Below are 17,217 nucleotides of genomic sequence, written 5' to 3' on the forward strand. Positions count from 1 at the left end.
AGGTTATGAATAAGTAAATAAGTATACACAAAGCCACCATTGCTGGATTCTTCCTAGAGACAGAAATGGGGTACGGGGAGAATAACTATGCTAATGCCCAATCCCCAACTGATTGACACCGCTTAAGGGACTTCCAATTAAAAAAATAATCAATCGCTGTGTAGGCAGGGGAGCAGGGGGCAGGGGGCAGGAGGCAAGGGGAAAAGAAAAATATCATCTAAATAAATTGGGTAATTTATTCTCTGGAAGTCCCTAATATACATTGGTTTGATAGAGATACCGGAGTTTTTTGGAAAACTTCTTGTTCGGTTCAGTAGAATATGTGATACTCTAAAAACTACAAATAAAGCACGGTATTTCTATCGAATTGCCGGAGTTTAAAAGGACAGGATTCATGCAGCTACTATGGTTCATCCCAACTCATGGCGACGGACATTACCTTGCAACTGCTACAGGCGGACGGGCAGTAAGCTTTCCTTATCTGCGGCAGATTGCCCAAGCGGTGGATGACCTTGGTTATACAGGGGCATTGCTGCCTACAGGCCGCTCTTGCGAAGATGCTTGGATTGTAGCGTCAACGTTGGTATCACTGACGCGACAGATGCGTTTTTTGGTGGCAATTCGTCCCGGCTTGGTATCACCTGGAGTTGCAGCGCGGATGGCGGCGACTTTTGATCGCCTCTCTGGGGGACGCTTGCTAATAAATGTCGTGACTGGTGGCGATCCCGTGGAGTTAGCGGGAGATGGCTTGCATTTGGATCACGATCAGCGCTATGAATTAACAGATGAATTTTTGACAGTATGGCGAGCGATCGCTAGTGGTGAACAGGCTAATCTCCAAGGTGACTATCTCAACATTCAGGATGGGAAACTGCTGTTTCCACCTGTTCAAAAGCCATATCCGCCTTTGTGGTTTGGCGGTTCCTCTCCTGTTGCTCAAAAAATTGCTGCCAAGCACGTAGATGTCTATCTAACTTGGGGCGAACCACCGGCGCAAGTAGCCGAGAAGATTGCAGCAGTTCGGAGACTTGCTTTATCAGAAGGCCGGACTTTGCGGTTTGGGATTCGCTTACATGTGATTGTGCGCGAAACCGAGAGTGAAGCTTGGGATGCGGCGAATCAATTAATTAAGTATGTAGATGACGAAGCGATCGCTAAAGCCCAAAAAGCTTACGCCCGAATGGATTCAGTTGGACAACAGCGAATGACTCAATTACACCACGGTAATCGTGAGGCATTAGAGATTAGCCCGAACCTGTGGGCAGGAGTCGGTTTAGTGCGGGGTGGTGCGGGAACAGCCTTAGTCGGCGATCCCCAAACCGTAGCTGCCAGGATATTAGAATATGCAGATTTAGGTGTTGAGTCCTTTATTCTCTCTGGCTATCCTCACCTAGAGGAAGCTTATCGAGTTGCAGAACTTCTATTTCCCCATTTGCCCTTAGATAATTTACCCGCAGTAGAGAAGCAACACGTCTTAAGTCCATTCGGCGAGATTGTGGCAAATGAAGATTTCCCTAAGCAAAAGCCTCAAGAAAGAGCAACGTCCATATCCTAGTAATTAAGAACTAGGAGATTAACAGCAATGCTGCACCAACAAATCGACCAAAAAATCTCAGAAAAAGAAGCGTGGGTATTGCGTCGTCAGTTGGGAATACCTAACAATAAACGCTTGTGGGTGCTAGCTTGCATGGATGAACGTTTACCAGTGGAGAAAGCATTAGGAATTGGTGAAGGAGACGCTCATATTTTCCGTAATGCTGGGGGGTTAGTTACAGATGATGCAATTCGATCAGCGATGTTAACTACACAGTTTTTTGGCACAAAAGAAATCATCGTCATTAATCATACCGAATGTGGCATGATGACAGCATCAGGAGACTTTCTCAGTGAGGTATTGCGAAATCAAGGTATTGACGTGGATCGCGTTAATCTCGATCCTGCTTTGCCAGAGTTGAAGCTACCAAAAGGCGTTTTTTCCAAATGGATCAAAACCTTTACCGATGTAGATGAAATCTGCACAGAGCAGGTGCAATTACTGCGTAATTCTCCTTTAATTCCCCAAGATGTAGTTATTCATGGTTACATTTGGGAAGTAGAGAGTATGAGTTTGCGCCATCCTTACAAACGTCTGAGTGAGAAAGTCAACACAGCATCAGCTATGGATACCAAAACCACAAAACATACTGAACCCGTTTTAGAAATTGGGAGTTTAATTGAATGACAAATATTTTAGCGATCGCAGGTAGTCCAACCCATCCATCTAGAACCTATGGTGTTGTCGAATACACTGCCAAGCTTTTACAACAAGAAGGCTTGCATGTAGACATTATTTCAGTTCGGGATTTACCTGCTGAAGATTTAGTTTTTGGACGATACGACAGCCCTGCTTTAGAACAGCCAAAAGCTTTATTAGCAAAGGCAGATGGTGTAATTATTGCCACACCAATTTACAAAGCTGCTTACACAGGAGTGCTAAAAACATTTCTAGATTTGCTGCCACAAAAATCATTAACAGGTAAACCCGTGTTACCAATTGCTCTGGGTGGAACCATCGCTCATTTATTGGCAATTGAATATGCTCTAAAACCTGTGTTATCTGAATTAGGAGCGCGGCATATCCTAGCTACTATTTATGCAGTAGACAAACAAGTTCAACGACAAGCTGATAACAGCGTCCTGTTAGATGAGGAAATCGAGCAAAGACTCAAAGACGTTCTCAAGGAATTTGTTACAGCTGTAGAATATGATGCCGCAGCGCCTCAAGAATTGGTTCATGCCAATTAAATAATCAACTTTATACCTCCGTTTGCTCGTAGCAGAGGGGTAATTTCTACCCATCTGCTACCTTTCTCTAAAAGTTAATCAGAATCATATAAGTTTATTCTCAAAAATTGTACTTTTATAGCAATGTTCAAATTAATAGACTACGCCCAAACTTCTCTGCAAACTTGATGTAGTCTATTTAACTAATACTACTGTAATTTATGATTTTTCCCAGAGAAGATTTTATTATATATATGTAAATTGTCTCCTAACTCTACCTATAGTAGATGAGTAAATTTAACTCATCTACTACTTTCTTGGAAAGGGTAATTACTTCTTAAACAACATCAACCCACCGCGTCATCCGTGGTTGTAAAGTTTCCCAAAATTATAGGTTGGATAAGGCTAATACCTTACTCAACCAAAGTGCGATCGCTCTTAATACAAGAGCATCATAACTTTATTCAACCTGAGTTCGATAAACCTCTCCCTGCCTTGAACTAAAGTTTAAACCTATCCCTCTCCGAGTCGGAGAGGGACGGTTTTGCATAGTAAAACCAGGGAGAGGTCTTTTTTTACAGCTAATTAAATGGACACTATATGACTCGTTGAACTCACGTTATTCAGCTTTAACAAAGCTCAACTTTCTATCACGATAGTTGGTAATTGTTAGCTTTTGATCTTTTACATCATAAGACTCAGCTGAATTGAGTGTAGAAAAATATTCTTCCCCCTCTGGTCCAAAATATATAAGTGGTTTTACTACACCATTTGGAAGTTCGATTTTATTCTCTGTCGATTTATAAGAGCCAAAGTATGAGATTGGTGCAAAGCCTGTGTTTACATTGCCTGTGATTCTACCTTCATTAGGATCAAATGCGACTGTAATATTAAACTGTTCGGGAACAGGAGAATCGTTTAACGAGGTAAGTTTCCACTTTCCTTCTAAACCTGCTGCGTAACTAGGGCTTTGAAGCGCCAAACTCAAACTAAACACGACCAGCGCAAAAACGATCGCCTTTTTGATGTACTTAAATATGTTCATGGTTTTATTTAACCTGAAATTCTAGTTTTAGAATCCATTGCTTAACCTTTCTGTTCAGCTTTGTTGCATCCATGAGAAAAAAGTTCACCTAACCCTTCAGTAGATTATGAAAATACTTATGTATTTAGATCAACTTAAGGGTTAAGGAAAATTCCTTGGGATTCAGATATATAGTCTTACTCTTTGAATAGAAATGCAAGGACAGTTAAGACAGTTAAGGCAGTTAAGGAAGCATTTAATAAAATTTTAATAATTTATCAGTTTTAACATCCTTAGATTATGAGTCATAAACGTTAAAGTTGCAGACTGCGGTAAAAAGTTTATTGTAAATGAGTAGCGATCGCTTGAAAAACAAACTTTCTTTTATTTGGCGCTAATTACAAGCTGTCGTTGGTGCAACCAGCCGTAGGAATCTAAAGCCCCCGATTAATGGCAATGCGCTTTTTTGGTCAGGTTAGCCAGTAAATTAGAAGTAGGGCGTAAAAAAATAAACTCAATGAAAGCGATGTCTAACGACAAGCCGCAAGGCGTCTGCGCTTCTGAACTTGCATCTATCGTCGGTGAAGAAAATGCTATTTGCCTTTGGGAAAATATCGAACTCAGTCAGCAAAAACGTATCCAACAGGCGATCTCTAACGAGAAGCCGCAAGGCGTCTACGCTTCTGGAAATTCACCCAGTTGTATTGTCTATCCCCGCAGCCAAGAACAGCTAGCCGCAGTCATTACCACAGCTCACGCAAATAACTGGCGCGTCCTTCCCTGTGGTAGTGGCAGTAAACTTAGCTGGGGTGGTTTAGCAAAAAGCATTGATGTTGTAGTTAGTACAGAACGCATCAACCAACTGATTGAACACGCTGTTGGCGATTTGACTGTCACAGTAGAAGCTGGGATGAAGTTCTCCGATTTGCAAGCACTTTTGGCAAAATCGCGGCAATTTCTCGCCCTTGACCCCACAGCACCAGAGTCGGCAACCATTGGCGGTATTGTCGCCACGGGTGATACAGGTTCTCTGCGGCAACGCTATGGTAGTGTGCGCGACCAGTTATTAGGTATTACCTTTGTCCGTGCTGATGGACAAATCGCCAAAGCTGGGGGAAGAGTAGTTAAAAATGTCGCCGGATATGACTTGATGAAGTTACTTACGGGGTCTTATGGCACATTAGGCTTTATTAGTCAACTAACTTTTCGCCTGTATCCGTTAGCCGAGGCATCGGGGACGGTGGTACTAACTGGTAAAGCTGAGGCTGTATCTCAAGCGGCTGATATCCTTCGAGGTTCGGCGTTAACACCAGTTCAGGCTGATTTGCTATCAACTAAATTGGTGTCTAGTTTAGGATTGGGTGAAGGGCTGGGATTAATTGCTCGGTTTCAAAGTATTAGTGAGAGTGTTAAGGAACAGTCAAACCGAGTTTTGGAAGTAGGGCAAAAGTTGGGTTTAAATGGGGCAATTTTTGCCGATGGTGATGAAGCTAATCTATGGCAGAGATTGCAAGAACGAATCCATACTACTGCTACAGAATCGGTAATTAGCTGCAAAATAGGAGTGTTACCTACTGCTGCTGTGGAGATTTTGACTCAAGTGGAGTTGGGTTTAATTCACATTAGTAGTGGTTTAGGTTTGTTACAATTAGAGAGTAAAAATCAAGTTTTGAAAATTCGCGATGAGTTATGCTCTGCTGGAAGCGATGCCTACGGCGGGCTGCGCCTACGCACTCAAGCGAGTAAAGGTTTTTTAACAATTTTGTCAGCACCAGTTGCGGTTAAAGAACAAATAGATGTTTGGGGTTATACGGGGAATGCTTTGCCGTTGATGCGCCGTATTAAGGAACAGTTTGATAGTAAAAGTATTTTAAGTCCTGGTCGCTTTGTGGGTGGAATTTAGTTTTAAGAAAACGTACCGCAGAGACACAGAGGACGCTGAGATAGAGAGGGGAAAAAGAGAAATATGCAAGTTTCAAAAAATTCTGTTAATAATACGGCTAGTTTAAAGAATTTGAAAGGCTTTGATGAGAGTCATCCGCCTGACCCGAAGTTAATTGATAGTTGTGTCCATTGCGGATTTTGTCTCTCGACTTGTCCCAGTTATCGGGTGCTAGGTAAGGAGATGGATTCTCCTAGAGGGCGCATCTATTTAATGGATGCAATTAATGAGGGTGAAATTGCCCTCAATACGGCAACAGTAGAACATTTTGATTCTTGTTTGGGATGTCTTGCTTGTGTAAGTACTTGTCCTTCTGGTGTGCAGTATGACAAATTAATTTCTGCAACTCGTCATCAAATTGAACGAAATTATCCCCGCAGTTTACCAGATCAATTTTTTCGTCAATTGATATTTTCTCTGTTTCCTTATCCCAATCTTTTACGGGTTTTATTAGTTCCGTTGTTAGTTTATCAAAAGTTAGGATTTGCTAAGTTATTTCGGGCTACGGGTTTACTGAATAAAATATCGCCTCGTTTGGCAGCAATGGAATCAATTCTGCCAGAAATTACTCTCAAATCTTTTCAAGATAATTTGCCTAGTGTGATTCCTGCTAAAGGTGAAAAGCGATATCGAGTCGGGGTAATTTTGGGTTGCGTCCAACGGCTGTTTTTCTCACCCGTGAATGAAGCAACAGTGCGCGTTTTAACGGCGAATGGTTGTGAAGTTGTGATTCCCAAATCTCAAGGTTGTTGTGCGGCGCTTCCTGAACACCAAGGACAAACAGAACAGGCGAAAGCTTTAGCAAGACAGATGATTGATAGTTTTGCCAAGACAGATGTCGATTTCGTGATTATCAATGCTGCTGGTTGCGGTCATACTTTGAAAGAGTACGGTCATATTTTAGAAGACGACCTAGAATATCGGGAAAAGGCCAAGGATTTTGCGGCTAAGGTTAAAGATGCTCAAGAATTTTTGGCAACTGTTGGGTTAACAGCGAAACTTTCACCGTTGACTGATAAACCATTGAATTTAGTTTATCAAGATGCTTGTCATTTATTGCATGGGCAAAAGATTAGCGTCCAACCGCGTCAGGTGTTGCGACAAATTCCAGGGGTGAAGTTGAGAGAACCAATAGATGCAGCTTTGTGTTGTGGCAGTGCCGGGGTTTATAATATGCTGCAACCAGAAGTATCTGAAGAATTGGGTCGGCAAAAAGTAGAGAATTTGTTGAATACTGGTGCTGAGTTAATTGCTTCTGCTAATCCTGGGTGTACTTTGCAAATTACTAAACATTTGCAGTTGCAAGGTAAGAAGATTTCAGTTATTCACCCGATGGAGTTGTTAGATTATTCGATTCGCGGTGAGAAATTGAAATTGTAGACGTTTGCTAGCTGCGTTGTGGATTTACAATACTCAGCACTCTTCATTTAATCGGATGAGAATAATTTTGCTGGCTTAAGTGTGCAGAAAAAGAGGTAGAAATTGGTATGGGATTTAAGGGAATTTGAAAGCAAAGCACTCAATTTTTCAATGGGATTGGGCGACCATCTTAGAGAAAAACAAAGCTTGATGCCAACGGCAATATTTACCATATCTCAGGTTTGAGATTGTCAAATCGCAGCAAGAGGTTTATGATACCTTTGCTGCGATTTTAACCTTAATTGCGTGTAGCTTCCAGTAGGCGAGAAAAATAGAAGCGAGTCTTCGTCATTGCCCGTCGTTGCAATGAAAAGCCATTACTTTCCAAGATTTTCACCACATCAGCCTCACGATGCAAATATGCACGAGTAGCTTTACTTGGCCCAGGAAAGAAACTGCCAATTTTCTTGAGTATACTCAGGGCGCAGGTCTTCGGCGCAAAACTGAGAATTATCCGCGACTGTGCCAAAGAACAGAGGTGAGATATCATCTCATCGGCTTTTTCTTGAGGGTAATGGATGAGAACATCTAGGCAAATAACGGTATGGTAACTACCATTCAATGATTCCAAATCCTGCACAGCAAAAGTAGGATTTTCACTATTTCCCAAAGTTTGCTTTGCTCTATCTCTGCCTTCTTCTACCATTTTTTCCGAAATATCGGTGGCATAGACTTTGGCACCATCTACCGCCAGGGGAATGCTGAGACTACCGACACCACACCCAGCATCACAGATTGATAGCTCTGGTAAATTGTTATCAGCCTTCAGCCAACCGAGAACTGTATCCACAGTTTGCTGGTGTCCATTGCGGATGTCTAATTGGACTTTGTTGACTTCGCCATCGCCGTAGATTCGCTTCCAACGGTCAAACCCTGTGGAATTGAAATACTCGCGAACAATCGTTTTGTCGTCGGCTGCGTTCATAAACTTCGATTTTTAGGGGTTCCCAATGCTTAAAATTATCATTGATAGGAACCCATAAGAGCGGTCTTCCAGATTTTTCCAGATGATAGTTCGCCGATAAGCAAGGATACTTACGTACATAGAGGAACTCAGGGTGTCGAATTCCAGTCCAGACGTGCAAAACTCAATAACAGGCAAAATACTTAATTTAACTTAGGTTTCATTGGAGTCAATGCAAGTAAAAACAATTGCGATCGCTTTTGTCTCTGTGATGGGAATCGACAAGAGCGATCGCGTGGTTTGATAACTATTCTCCAAATTGCTCTTTAGATAATAACGGTTCAAATGAGTGGTAAGCCTCATAGTTCCGAAAATGTCGAGCATATAAATCAACAATATCCTCAGATGAATCAAACTCATCATACAAAACTGAATTCACATCTACCACTTGCTTCAAAGACCAAGTAATAGTTTCTCCATTTTCATTTGTATAGCTGACACTTTCATCTTTACCATAATTTAAAGCCTTTGTTTTTGCTTCCTCTAAAGAAGCGGCTTTAATTAAAACAAAGCTTTCTTGGTACAAAGGTTGATAATCAGGTTTATCTGAAGATGATTTGTAGAGAATTATAGCAATATAGAAGGATTCTGCTTTATTTATACTTTTAGTTTTCATCTCATGTTCTCCCCAGTTATTTTTTGAATCGATTATCATTCAATAACTCATTCAATAACTGTTGCAAAGCAGTAATTCGGCATTGAGTCCCATCTCCTGAAAAAGTAAGTTTACGAGCATTGCGATAAGCACCTAGCGTGTCTAATTCACGATTGAGGTTTTCTAATGCTTCACCTAAATTAAACCATGCGATCGCTTCAGAATTGCGATCGCCAATTTCCCTAGCGATATCCAAAGACTACTGGTTTATGATCAGGACTTACGGAACTGGCATAGTGCGATGCCTGCGGCGGGCTACGCCTACGCATATTTATAGTATTTTTGTACTATATAGAAGTGGCGTACCCAAAGGGGATTGCTGAAATTAGTAACAGTAATCGACTGCGTTAAGTATTCTTCAAATCATGAGAAAATCAGTTGAGGATACATAATAGAAATCCTGTATTTTATGAAATTTACTAAAGTTAACTATTGCCAGTACTTGTTAAGTAGTCAGATTAATTATACTCTCACAAATTTGGCAGAGCATTTAGAACAGATTAGTCATGATAAAATTAAACGCTATCTCAAGAATGAAAAATTAACACCACGGTTACTTTGGGATAACGTTAAAGATATCATTCAAGTGAGTGATCAGGCATATCTAGTTTTTGATGACACAGTAATTGATAAACGATATGCCATAAAAATAGAAACGACTAAACGGCAATATAGCGGTAACGAGCATAGAGTCATCCAAGGAATTGGGCTAATAAATTGTATATATGTCAATCATGAACTCGGAAAGTTTTGGGTAATTGATTATCGTATTTATGACCCAGACACAGATGGAAAAACAAAAATAGTCCATGTAACGGAGATGCTGCAAAACCTTGTTTATCATAAGGTTTTGCCCTTCCAAGCAGTCTTGATGGACACTTGGTATGCGACAAATAAATTGATGTTATATATTGATGGGTTAGGGAAATATTATTATTGCCCTCTGAAACGTAATCGACTTGTTGATGATACGGGAAACCAAGAAGATTATAAAAGAATTGAATTATTATCTTGGGATAATGAGGAGTTAAAATTAGGTAAAATAGTTAAGATTAAGAAGTTTCCAGCCGCCAAAAAAGTGAAACTGTTCCGGGTAACTGTCTCCACCGACAGAACGGATTTTATCGCTACGAACGATTTATCTCAAGATTCTACGGACGTTGTACAACAAGTGTGTAAGGTTCGATGGAAAGTTGAGGAGTTTCACCGAGAATTAAAACAATTGACTGGCATTGAATCATGTCAATGCCGTAAGGGTCGTATTCAAAGAAATCATATTGCCTGTGCTATTTTAGTCTGGCTTAGACTTAAAGATTTAGCTTATAAAACTGGTCAAACAATCTATCAAATTAAGCATGGATTGTTATCAAATTATTTAGTTCAGCAACTAAAACGTCCGGATGTTCCCATGTTTATTGTCTAGTTGTTTGGCGCGGGCGTGCGGCTGCGCCGCACCATCGCTTGTGACAGTTGCGTAAGTCCTGATGATGTCTATCTCACAAATGTACATTTTTACTGAGTATAATTAACGCTTCTTCCCGCGTCACCTTGAGGCGAAATTTAGCTCAATAATCGCTGCCAAGTTAGTTCTTTTGTCGCTTCATCCCGATACCAGCGTAATAAATTAGCAGTTTGACTCTTGGTAATTCCAGGCAAACCAATTGCTTGTCTGGGTGCATCTGTAGCTAATAAAATGGCAGTCTCTACATCACAAATCCCCCACTTCACCAAATTCTGCACTCCCACTAATAAGGGTAAAGTCGTCCCCGATAAAGTGCCATCAGCCAGTCGTGCTGTACCGTTTTTAACTTCAATTTGCCGACTGTCCCAAGGATACACGCCATCGGGTAGCCCCAGAGGTGAAAGAGCATCACTCACAAGGAACAGCCCTTTCTCTTGATAGCTAGCGCGAAGTAATATTTGCAGCATCGTGGGCGAAACGTGTTCACCATCAGCAATAAAACCACACATCACATCAGGATGAGTAATTGCTGCCCCTAATAATCCTGGTTCGCGGTGATGCAATGGTGGCATGGCATTGAAAGCATGAGTTACCATCGTTGCACCGAGTTCAAAAGCAAGTTGCGCTTGGGCTGATGTTGCCTGAGAATGTCCTAAGCTAACGGTAATCCCCAAAGAACGCAAATATGGAATTACTTCGCCAGTGGGATCTAACTCCGGCGCTAAAGTGATGACTTTTACAATGTGGGCATAATCACCCAAAACCCGTTTTACCTCGTCAATTGTTAAGGGTAACAAGTACTCTGCCGGGTGTGCGCCGCGTTTTTGGTAATTCAAAAATGGCCCTTCTAAATGGACTCCGAGAATCTTGGCAGATGACCTCACCCCCAACCCCTCTCCGTCAACGGAGAGGGGAGTAAAATTAGCAAAGACTGCAAGCGATCGCTGAATCTTTTCTACTGAAGTTGTCACAAGTGTCGGTAAAAATCCATCTACCCCGACATCCCACAAAAATTTCGTTATTTTCTGGAGTACATGAGCATTTTCAGCAGTCAAATCAGGAAATGCCAATCCCAACGCACCGTTAATTTGCAAATCAACGCCACCCAATGAAATCCAGTCACCGACAACATCTATCACGGATGCACAGATGTCCTTCCCTACTGTACCCATTGGCAAGATTTGCTCAATTATCCCCTCTTGATTAACCAAGAGCATCTGCAAATCTTTGTAACCAGGTACTCTAGCATTGATAATATCTACAGGATTTTGTGTTGCTTGGGTCATCACACTGGCGAGAAAAGAGCTAAATCTCATCCGATTTTAGATGAAACAATCAGCCATTAATCCAAAATCCAAAATCCAAAATCCAAAATTCTATGACTCCCCTAGTTGGTATTATCATGGGCAGCGATTCCGATTTGCCCACTATGAAAGATGCGATCGCAGTTTGTGAAGAATTTGGCGTTGAGAGCGAAGTTGCGATCGTTTCGGCTCACCGTACCCCAGAACGTATGGTGCAATATGCTCAACTTGCACACCAACGCGGTATTAAGGTAATTATTGCAGGTGCCGGTGGTGCTGCCCATTTACCAGGAATGGTAGCGTCTTTAACTCCACTTCCTGTAATCGGTGTTCCTGTACCCACTCGGAACTTACAAGGTGTAGATTCTTTGTATTCTATTTTACAGATGCCTGCTGGCATTCCTGTGGCAACAGTAGCGATCGGTAATGCCAAAAATGCCGGTCTTTTAGCAATACAAATCCTCGCAACTCATCAACCAGAATTGCTAGAAAAAGTGCAACAATATCGTCAAACCCTATGTGAATCAGTAATTGCAAAGCAAGCAAAACTCGAACAATTAGGCTATGAGCAATATTTACAACAGATGTTTTAATAAGTTTTAACACCAGAGCAGCAGGGCAGCAGCTAAACTCGAAGGTTTAGTAACTGCTGCACCAGATATCCGCCGCTACCATCTTTTGGCATAGTGTCATCTTGCTAACTAGAAGCAGACTCTTTATTTTTGGGGATCGTTTGGCATATCTCAGCCTTAAATTCTAAGATTGAAGCGATCGCTCCAGAATCATGCAGCATTCTGAAGTATCTTGATCCTGAGGCCTTAGTCAAAAATTGAGAGCTGCAACATCCATGTGCCAACTGCTCGGAATGAATTGCAATGTCCCAACGGATATTTGCTTTTCTTTTGAAGGGTTTTCTGCACGGGGAGGAAAAACGGATGACCATAGCGATGGTTGGGGCATTGCTTTCTTTGAAGGAAAGGGATGTCGAATGTTTTTAGATGCCCAACCTTCTGTTGCTTCTCCGGTAGCGGAGTTTGTACGGAGTTATCCGATCCACTCAACCCATGTCATAGCCCACATCCGCAAAGCTACTCAGGGTGAAATTGCCCTACACAACTGCCATCCTTTCCGCAGGGAATTGTGGGGTCAGTATTGGGTGTTTGCTCACAACGGTAATTTGCCAGATTTTGATCCAGAAAATTTAGGCTTTTATCAAGCCGTAGGTGATACCGATAGTGAAAAAGCATTCTGTATGATGCTAGAAACATTGCGATCGCGCTTTCCTAAAGGTAAGCCTGACATAAAGGAACTATACCCTGTACTGCAAGAAATTACTGGTGCAATTGCAAAATTGGGTATATTTAATTACTTATTATCAGATGGAGAACACTTTTTTGCTTATTGCTCAACTAAACTCAGCTACATTGTTCGCCAAGCGCCCTTTGCCGCTGCCCATTTAATTGACCAAGATATGACTGTAGATTTTCGGGAAGTGACTACTGAACGCGATCGCGTCGCTGTCATTGCTACCACACCCCTCACAGACAATGAAGTTTGGACACAAATTCAACCGGGAGAATTACTAGTTTTTCAAGACGGTTTGCCCCTGAAATATACATTCAGTTAATAATAAGTAGTTGTTCAATTTTGCCCATTTAGATATTTTCTAGATGGGTTTTATTTTTCATGGTGTTCATATTAAGTAATTTTTAGTGGTGTGGCGTTTTAGTTGTACCTTCAAAATCGATGCCTCTGATTATCTCGATTTTGATGATTGTGGTTGCCGTGTTTTCAATCACCAATCGGAAAGCTGGAATAGTTTCAAGAATAGGAAAACCATCACCAATAGAAGAAATTGGTGGATATGTGGCAACTTTTGTGCTTGGTGTTTATGGTGGTTTCTTTAGTGGTGGCTATGTCACTATGCTCACAGCAGCTTATGTCAGCCTATTTCGGATGACATTTGTACAGGCGATCGCAAACACAAAGTTTATCAATATTTTTTCTTCGCTGATTGCCACCATTATTTTCTTTACACAGGGAATAGTTGATTACCAACTAGGTATTATTCTGAGTATTACTATGTTTATTGGTGGAGTTGTGGGATCGCGAGTTGCCCTGAAACTTAGTAATATCTGGTTGCGCCGTATATTTCTCACTACAGTAATTGCTCTTGCACTTAAGACATTACTTGATTTTGTTGTACTGCGTTGAGCGAAGCCGGTCACTAGAACAGACTGTCCTGAAAAATTAGCTATTCCCTAGCAAGTTGCTTGATGTGCTAGATAGGTGATTGCGATGCCTAGGTTGGGCTGCGCCTACGCAATTTGATAGTTGAAAGTAAAAGCATTTTTAATTTTTCACAGAACTGGTAAAATCACCATATTCTTGATAAAGAATGTGAGGTTTTTTGGTGTTTGCAACTAGATACATGGAATCATCCAGTATTATAAACAGTATATAACTGTATTCCCATCAATTATCTGTAGATTTAGTGGAGGAAATGGAATGAGTTTATGGCAACGCCCACTGAAAAGATTACAAGCGATGTCTTACGACAAGCTGCTTCTCTGCGAGACGCTTCGCGAACGCATCTACGCTGAATATACAACCTATCGGTTCAGACTAAATTCGCTCAAAGGCTTTGTATCACTCTTTTTGGTAGGTACTGTATTGAGTGTAGCCCTTGCCGCCTGCTCTGGTGGTGAAACTGGGAGTACTTCTTCCTCTGAAACCCCTGCTGCTAATGCTACTCCTGTGGCTGCAAGTAAAGATAATGTTGAATTAACTCTAGTTTCCTTTGCAGTTACTAAAGCAGCTCATGAAGCAATTATTCCTAAGTTTGTAGAACAGTGGAAAAAAGATCATAATCAAACCGTCGTTTTCAAGCAAAGCTATGGCGGTTCTGGTTCCCAAACTCGCGCTGTTATTGATGGTTTGGAAGCAGATGTTGTTCACTTGGCACTAGCTGGAGACACCTCAAAGATTGAGAAGGCTGGATTGATTCAGCCAGGATGGGAGAAAGAAGTTCCCAACAATGGTATTGTCTCGAAATCTGTTGCAGCAATAGTCACTCGTCAAGGCAATCCTAAAGGCATCAAGAACTGGGCAGATTTAGCCAAAGACGGTGTGAAATTGATTACTGCTAACCCCAAAACTTCTGGTGGTGCTAAGTGGAATTTCTTAGCACTATGGGATTCTGTGATTAAAACAGGTGGCGATGAGGCTAAAGCTACTGAATTTGTGACTAAAGTTTACAAAAATGTGCCAATCTTGCCTAAAGATGCGCGGGAAGCTACTGATACATTCGCCAAGCAAGGGCAGGGTGATGTCTTAATCAACTACGAAAACGAAGTTATTTTGGCACAGCAAAAGGGCGAAAAGGTTGAGTATGTCGTTCCTGATGTGAATATATCCATCGACAATCCGATCGCTGTGGTAGATAAAAACGTTGATAAGCATGGAACCCGCGAAGTTGCTGAAGGTTTTGTGAAATACCTCTATAGCCCAGAAGCACAGCAAGAGTTTGTCAAATTGGGATTCCGTCCTGTGGATGAGACTTTAGCTCAAACCAAGGAAGTCACAGACAAATTTCCCAAGCTGAAAACTTTAGGTACAGTTGCAGACTTAGGCGGTTGGGAAGCAATTGATAAGAAGTTCTTCGCAGATGGGGGCGTGTTTGACAAGATTCAAGCCAAAAAATAATTCGTAATGACGCTCCTGCGGACGCTCGAGTACTCGCTACCGCTTCGCTAACGTAATTCGTAATTCGTAATTATGACCCCACAACTTTCTTTTCTCCAGAATTAAAAGTAGTTGGTCGTGCTTGAATTACGAATTAGCAATTACGAACACTGGCAAAAAGCTCCTTGTGAATTTTAAATTTTGAATTTTTCACTATGACATCTGTATCTCCTTCTGTGGAAGTTGAACGCAAAACGCCATTCTGGAAGAGATTGGGGCGAGTTCCTTGGACTTGGCGAATCACCATTGCATACCTGACGGTGATGTTGTTTATCCCTATAGTTGCTATGTTTCTGAAAGCAGCTACAGAACCTCCATCTAGGTTTTGGGCGATCGCAACCAGTGATATCGCACTAGCAACATACAACGTAACTTTTTTTACAGCAATATTTGCCGCCTTACTCAATGGCGTATTTGGAACTCTGATTGCTTGGGTTCTGGTTCGATACGACTTTCCCTTCAAGCGCTTGATTGACGCCACAGTAGATTTACCCTTTGCACTACCAACTTCCGTAGCAGGGCTAACCTTGGCAACAGTTTACAGCGATAACGGCTGGCTAGGTTCGCTACTAGCACCACTGGGAATAAAGGTGTCTTTTACCCGCACGGGAGTAGCGGTGGCAATGATATTTATCTCACTACCTTTTATTGTGAGAACTGTGCAACCCGTACTTCAAGAAATGGAACATGAAATTGAAGAAGCTGCCTGGTGTCTGGGTGCTTCTCAATGGCAGACCTTCTGGAAAGTGATTTTGCCACCTTTATTTCCCACGATTTTGACTGGTGTTGCCTTGGGTTTTTCCCGTGCAGTTGGAGAGTATGGTTCAACTGTGATTATTTCTTCCAATACGCCCTATCAAGATTTAATCGCACCTGTGCTGATTTTCCAGCGCCTAGAGCAGTATGACTATTCTGGTGCAACAGTAATTGGCATAGTTTTACTATCAATTTCGTTGGTACTGCTATTGGCAATTAATTTCTTACAAGCATGGGCAAGGCGATATGACAGTAGATAAGCCAAGTTTTCACTCATCTGCATCTGATACACATACGGCCAAGCCTCAAGAGCAGAAGAGTTGGGTGCCAATAGTTTTAATTGGGATAGCGATCGCCTATTTAGCCCTAGTTGAATATATCCCGGCAATTAACGTTTTTATCCAAGCCTTTAGTAAGGGTATTGGGCCGTTTCTATCCAACCTGACGCGACCAGCTTTTCTTCATGCAGCTTGGCTGACACTGTTGTTAGCTGTGATTTCTCTACCTTTAAATACGGTATTTGGTTTATGTGCAGCTTGGGCGATCGCTCGTCATAAATTTCCTGGACGCGCCATAGTTTTGAGCATTATTGACCTGCCCTTTTCAATTTCGCCCGTAGTTGCAGGATTAATGATTGTGCTACTTTACGGACGCAATGGCTGGTTTGGCCCTTGGCTCCAAGCCCATGATATCAAGATTATCTTTGCCTTTCCAGGCATGGTATTGGCTACAGCCTTCGTGAGTATGCCCTTTGTGGCGCGGGAAGTGATTCCGGTTTTAGAAGAGTTTGGTAAGGATCAAGAAGAAGCTGCTAGAACACTAGGTGCGAAAGATTGGCAAATATTTTTGCGCGTCACTCTACCTAGTATCCGTTGGGGCTTACTCTATGGTTTAATTTTGACCAATGCCAGAGCAATGGGTGAATTCGGAGCGGTTTCAGTGGTATCTGGCAACATTGCTGACCAAACACAGAGCCTACCACTGTTTGTAGAAGACGCTTACAAACAATACGAAACTGAAGCGGCTTTCTCTGCGGCTGTACTGTTAGCGTTGCTAGCAGTAGTAACCTTGGTGCTGAAGGAGATTCTAGAACGGAAAACCCGCATTAAAGATGTTGAATAGAAAAATCAAGCGATTATAGTTATCTTTTGAATAGGATACAAGCAAATCATGGGACATGGTAC

The 17,217-nt window shown here is 41.8% G+C and carries 16 protein-coding genes and 1 pseudogene; 12 read left to right on the forward strand and 5 right to left on the reverse strand.

Annotated features, from left to right (window positions below):
• The first annotated feature begins 394 nt into the window (after positions 1-394).
• The 3 genes from ssuD to ssuE are packed head-to-tail and all read left to right on the forward strand — an operon-like array spanning position 395 to position 2,784.
• Positions 395-1,555, forward strand: coding sequence for an FMNH2-dependent alkanesulfonate monooxygenase (ssuD, locus tag CDG76_RS21830; RefSeq protein ID WP_094351008.1), 1,161 nt, complete (start codon positions 395-397; stop codon positions 1,553-1,555).
• 27 nt (positions 1,556-1,582) lie between these two features.
• Positions 1,583-2,221, forward strand: a complete 639-nt coding sequence (locus CDG76_RS21835) for a beta-class carbonic anhydrase (RefSeq protein ID WP_094351009.1) — start codon at positions 1,583-1,585, stop codon at positions 2,219-2,221.
• Positions 2,218-2,784: an NADPH-dependent FMN reductase gene (ssuE, locus tag CDG76_RS21840; RefSeq protein WP_094351010.1), complete on the forward strand. Its 567-nt coding sequence runs from the start codon at positions 2,218-2,220 to the stop codon at positions 2,782-2,784. Before CDG76_RS21835 ends, ssuE begins: the two co-directional genes overlap by 4 nt.
• Positions 2,785-3,382: 598 nt before the next feature.
• On the opposite strand, the gene CDG76_RS21845 is transcribed toward ssuE, so the two are convergent.
• The gene (locus tag CDG76_RS21845; RefSeq protein WP_094351011.1) at positions 3,383-3,808 is read right to left on the reverse strand and encodes an META domain-containing protein; all 426 of its coding nucleotides are present in this window, start codon (positions 3,806-3,808) and stop codon (positions 3,383-3,385) included.
• A 496-nt stretch (positions 3,809-4,304) separates the two neighbouring features.
• On the opposite strand from CDG76_RS21845, the gene CDG76_RS21850 reads away from it, so the two are divergent.
• Entirely contained in the window at positions 4,305-5,690 is a 1,386-nt protein-coding gene (locus CDG76_RS21850) for an FAD-binding oxidoreductase (protein WP_094351012.1), read from the forward strand.
• A gap of 63 nt (positions 5,691-5,753) precedes the next feature.
• Positions 5,754-7,109 carry a (Fe-S)-binding protein gene (locus tag CDG76_RS21855; protein WP_094351013.1) on the forward strand — a complete coding sequence of 452 codons (1,356 nt, stop codon included), beginning with the start codon at positions 5,754-5,756 and terminating at the stop codon, positions 7,107-7,109.
• Between the two features lie 277 nt (positions 7,110-7,386).
• Here the strand turns inward: CDG76_RS21855 and bchM are convergent, their stop codons facing one another.
• From bchM to CDG76_RS21870, 3 genes are all read right to left on the reverse strand, one after another.
• Positions 7,387-8,073, reverse strand: coding sequence for a magnesium protoporphyrin IX methyltransferase (bchM, locus tag CDG76_RS21860; RefSeq protein ID WP_094351014.1), 687 nt, complete (start codon positions 8,071-8,073; stop codon positions 7,387-7,389).
• Positions 8,074-8,359: 286 nt separating this feature from the next.
• Positions 8,360-8,728 carry a DUF4288 domain-containing protein gene (locus CDG76_RS21865; protein WP_094351091.1) on the reverse strand — a complete coding sequence of 123 codons (369 nt, stop codon included), beginning with the start codon at positions 8,726-8,728 and terminating at the stop codon, positions 8,360-8,362.
• 16 nt (positions 8,729-8,744) lie between these two features.
• Complete coding sequence (locus tag CDG76_RS21870) at positions 8,745-8,963, reverse strand: hypothetical protein (protein ID WP_094351015.1); 219 nt, start codon at positions 8,961-8,963, stop codon at positions 8,745-8,747.
• Between the two features lie 213 nt (positions 8,964-9,176).
• On the opposite strand from CDG76_RS21870, the gene CDG76_RS21875 reads away from it, so the two are divergent.
• On the forward strand, positions 9,177-10,190 hold the full coding sequence (locus CDG76_RS21875) for an IS701 family transposase (RefSeq protein WP_094351016.1): 1,014 nt from the start codon (positions 9,177-9,179) through the stop codon (positions 10,188-10,190).
• 137 nt (positions 10,191-10,327) lie between these two features.
• Here CDG76_RS21875 and nagA read toward each other — a convergent pair whose 3' ends face one another.
• Complete coding sequence (nagA, locus tag CDG76_RS21880) at positions 10,328-11,515, reverse strand: N-acetylglucosamine-6-phosphate deacetylase (RefSeq protein ID WP_094351017.1); 1,188 nt, start codon at positions 11,513-11,515, stop codon at positions 10,328-10,330.
• Positions 11,516-11,607: 92 nt separating this feature from the next.
• Between nagA and purE the strand changes: the two genes are divergently transcribed.
• From purE to cysW, 6 genes and pseudogenes are all read left to right on the forward strand, one after another.
• Positions 11,608-12,126, forward strand: a complete 519-nt coding sequence (purE, locus tag CDG76_RS21885) for a 5-(carboxyamino)imidazole ribonucleotide mutase (protein ID WP_094351018.1) — start codon at positions 11,608-11,610, stop codon at positions 12,124-12,126.
• A gap of 254 nt (positions 12,127-12,380) precedes the next feature.
• On the forward strand, positions 12,381-13,160 hold the full coding sequence (locus CDG76_RS21890; RefSeq protein WP_094351019.1) for a class II glutamine amidotransferase: 780 nt from the start codon (positions 12,381-12,383) through the stop codon (positions 13,158-13,160).
• A 110-nt stretch (positions 13,161-13,270) separates the two neighbouring features.
• A pseudogene (locus CDG76_RS21895) lies at positions 13,271-13,747 on the forward strand (sulfite exporter TauE/SafE family protein); the annotation flags it as partial.
• A gap of 294 nt (positions 13,748-14,041) precedes the next feature.
• Complete coding sequence (locus tag CDG76_RS21900; RefSeq protein WP_094351020.1) at positions 14,042-15,238, forward strand: sulfate ABC transporter substrate-binding protein; 1,197 nt, start codon at positions 14,042-14,044, stop codon at positions 15,236-15,238.
• Positions 15,239-15,432: 194 nt separating this feature from the next.
• Positions 15,433-16,293 carry a sulfate ABC transporter permease subunit CysT gene (gene cysT, locus CDG76_RS21905; RefSeq protein ID WP_094351021.1) on the forward strand — a complete coding sequence of 287 codons (861 nt, stop codon included), beginning with the start codon at positions 15,433-15,435 and terminating at the stop codon, positions 16,291-16,293.
• Positions 16,280-17,155, forward strand: coding sequence for a sulfate ABC transporter permease subunit CysW (gene cysW / locus CDG76_RS21910; RefSeq protein WP_094351022.1), 876 nt, complete (start codon positions 16,280-16,282; stop codon positions 17,153-17,155). The genes cysT and cysW overlap by 14 nt, the downstream gene beginning before the upstream one ends.
• Positions 17,156-17,217 lie beyond the last annotated feature (62 nt).

The organism is Nostoc sp. 'Peltigera membranacea cyanobiont' 210A (assembly GCF_002246015.1).
In the GTDB taxonomy this organism is placed as follows: Bacteria; Cyanobacteriota; Cyanobacteriia; order Cyanobacteriales; family Nostocaceae; genus Nostoc.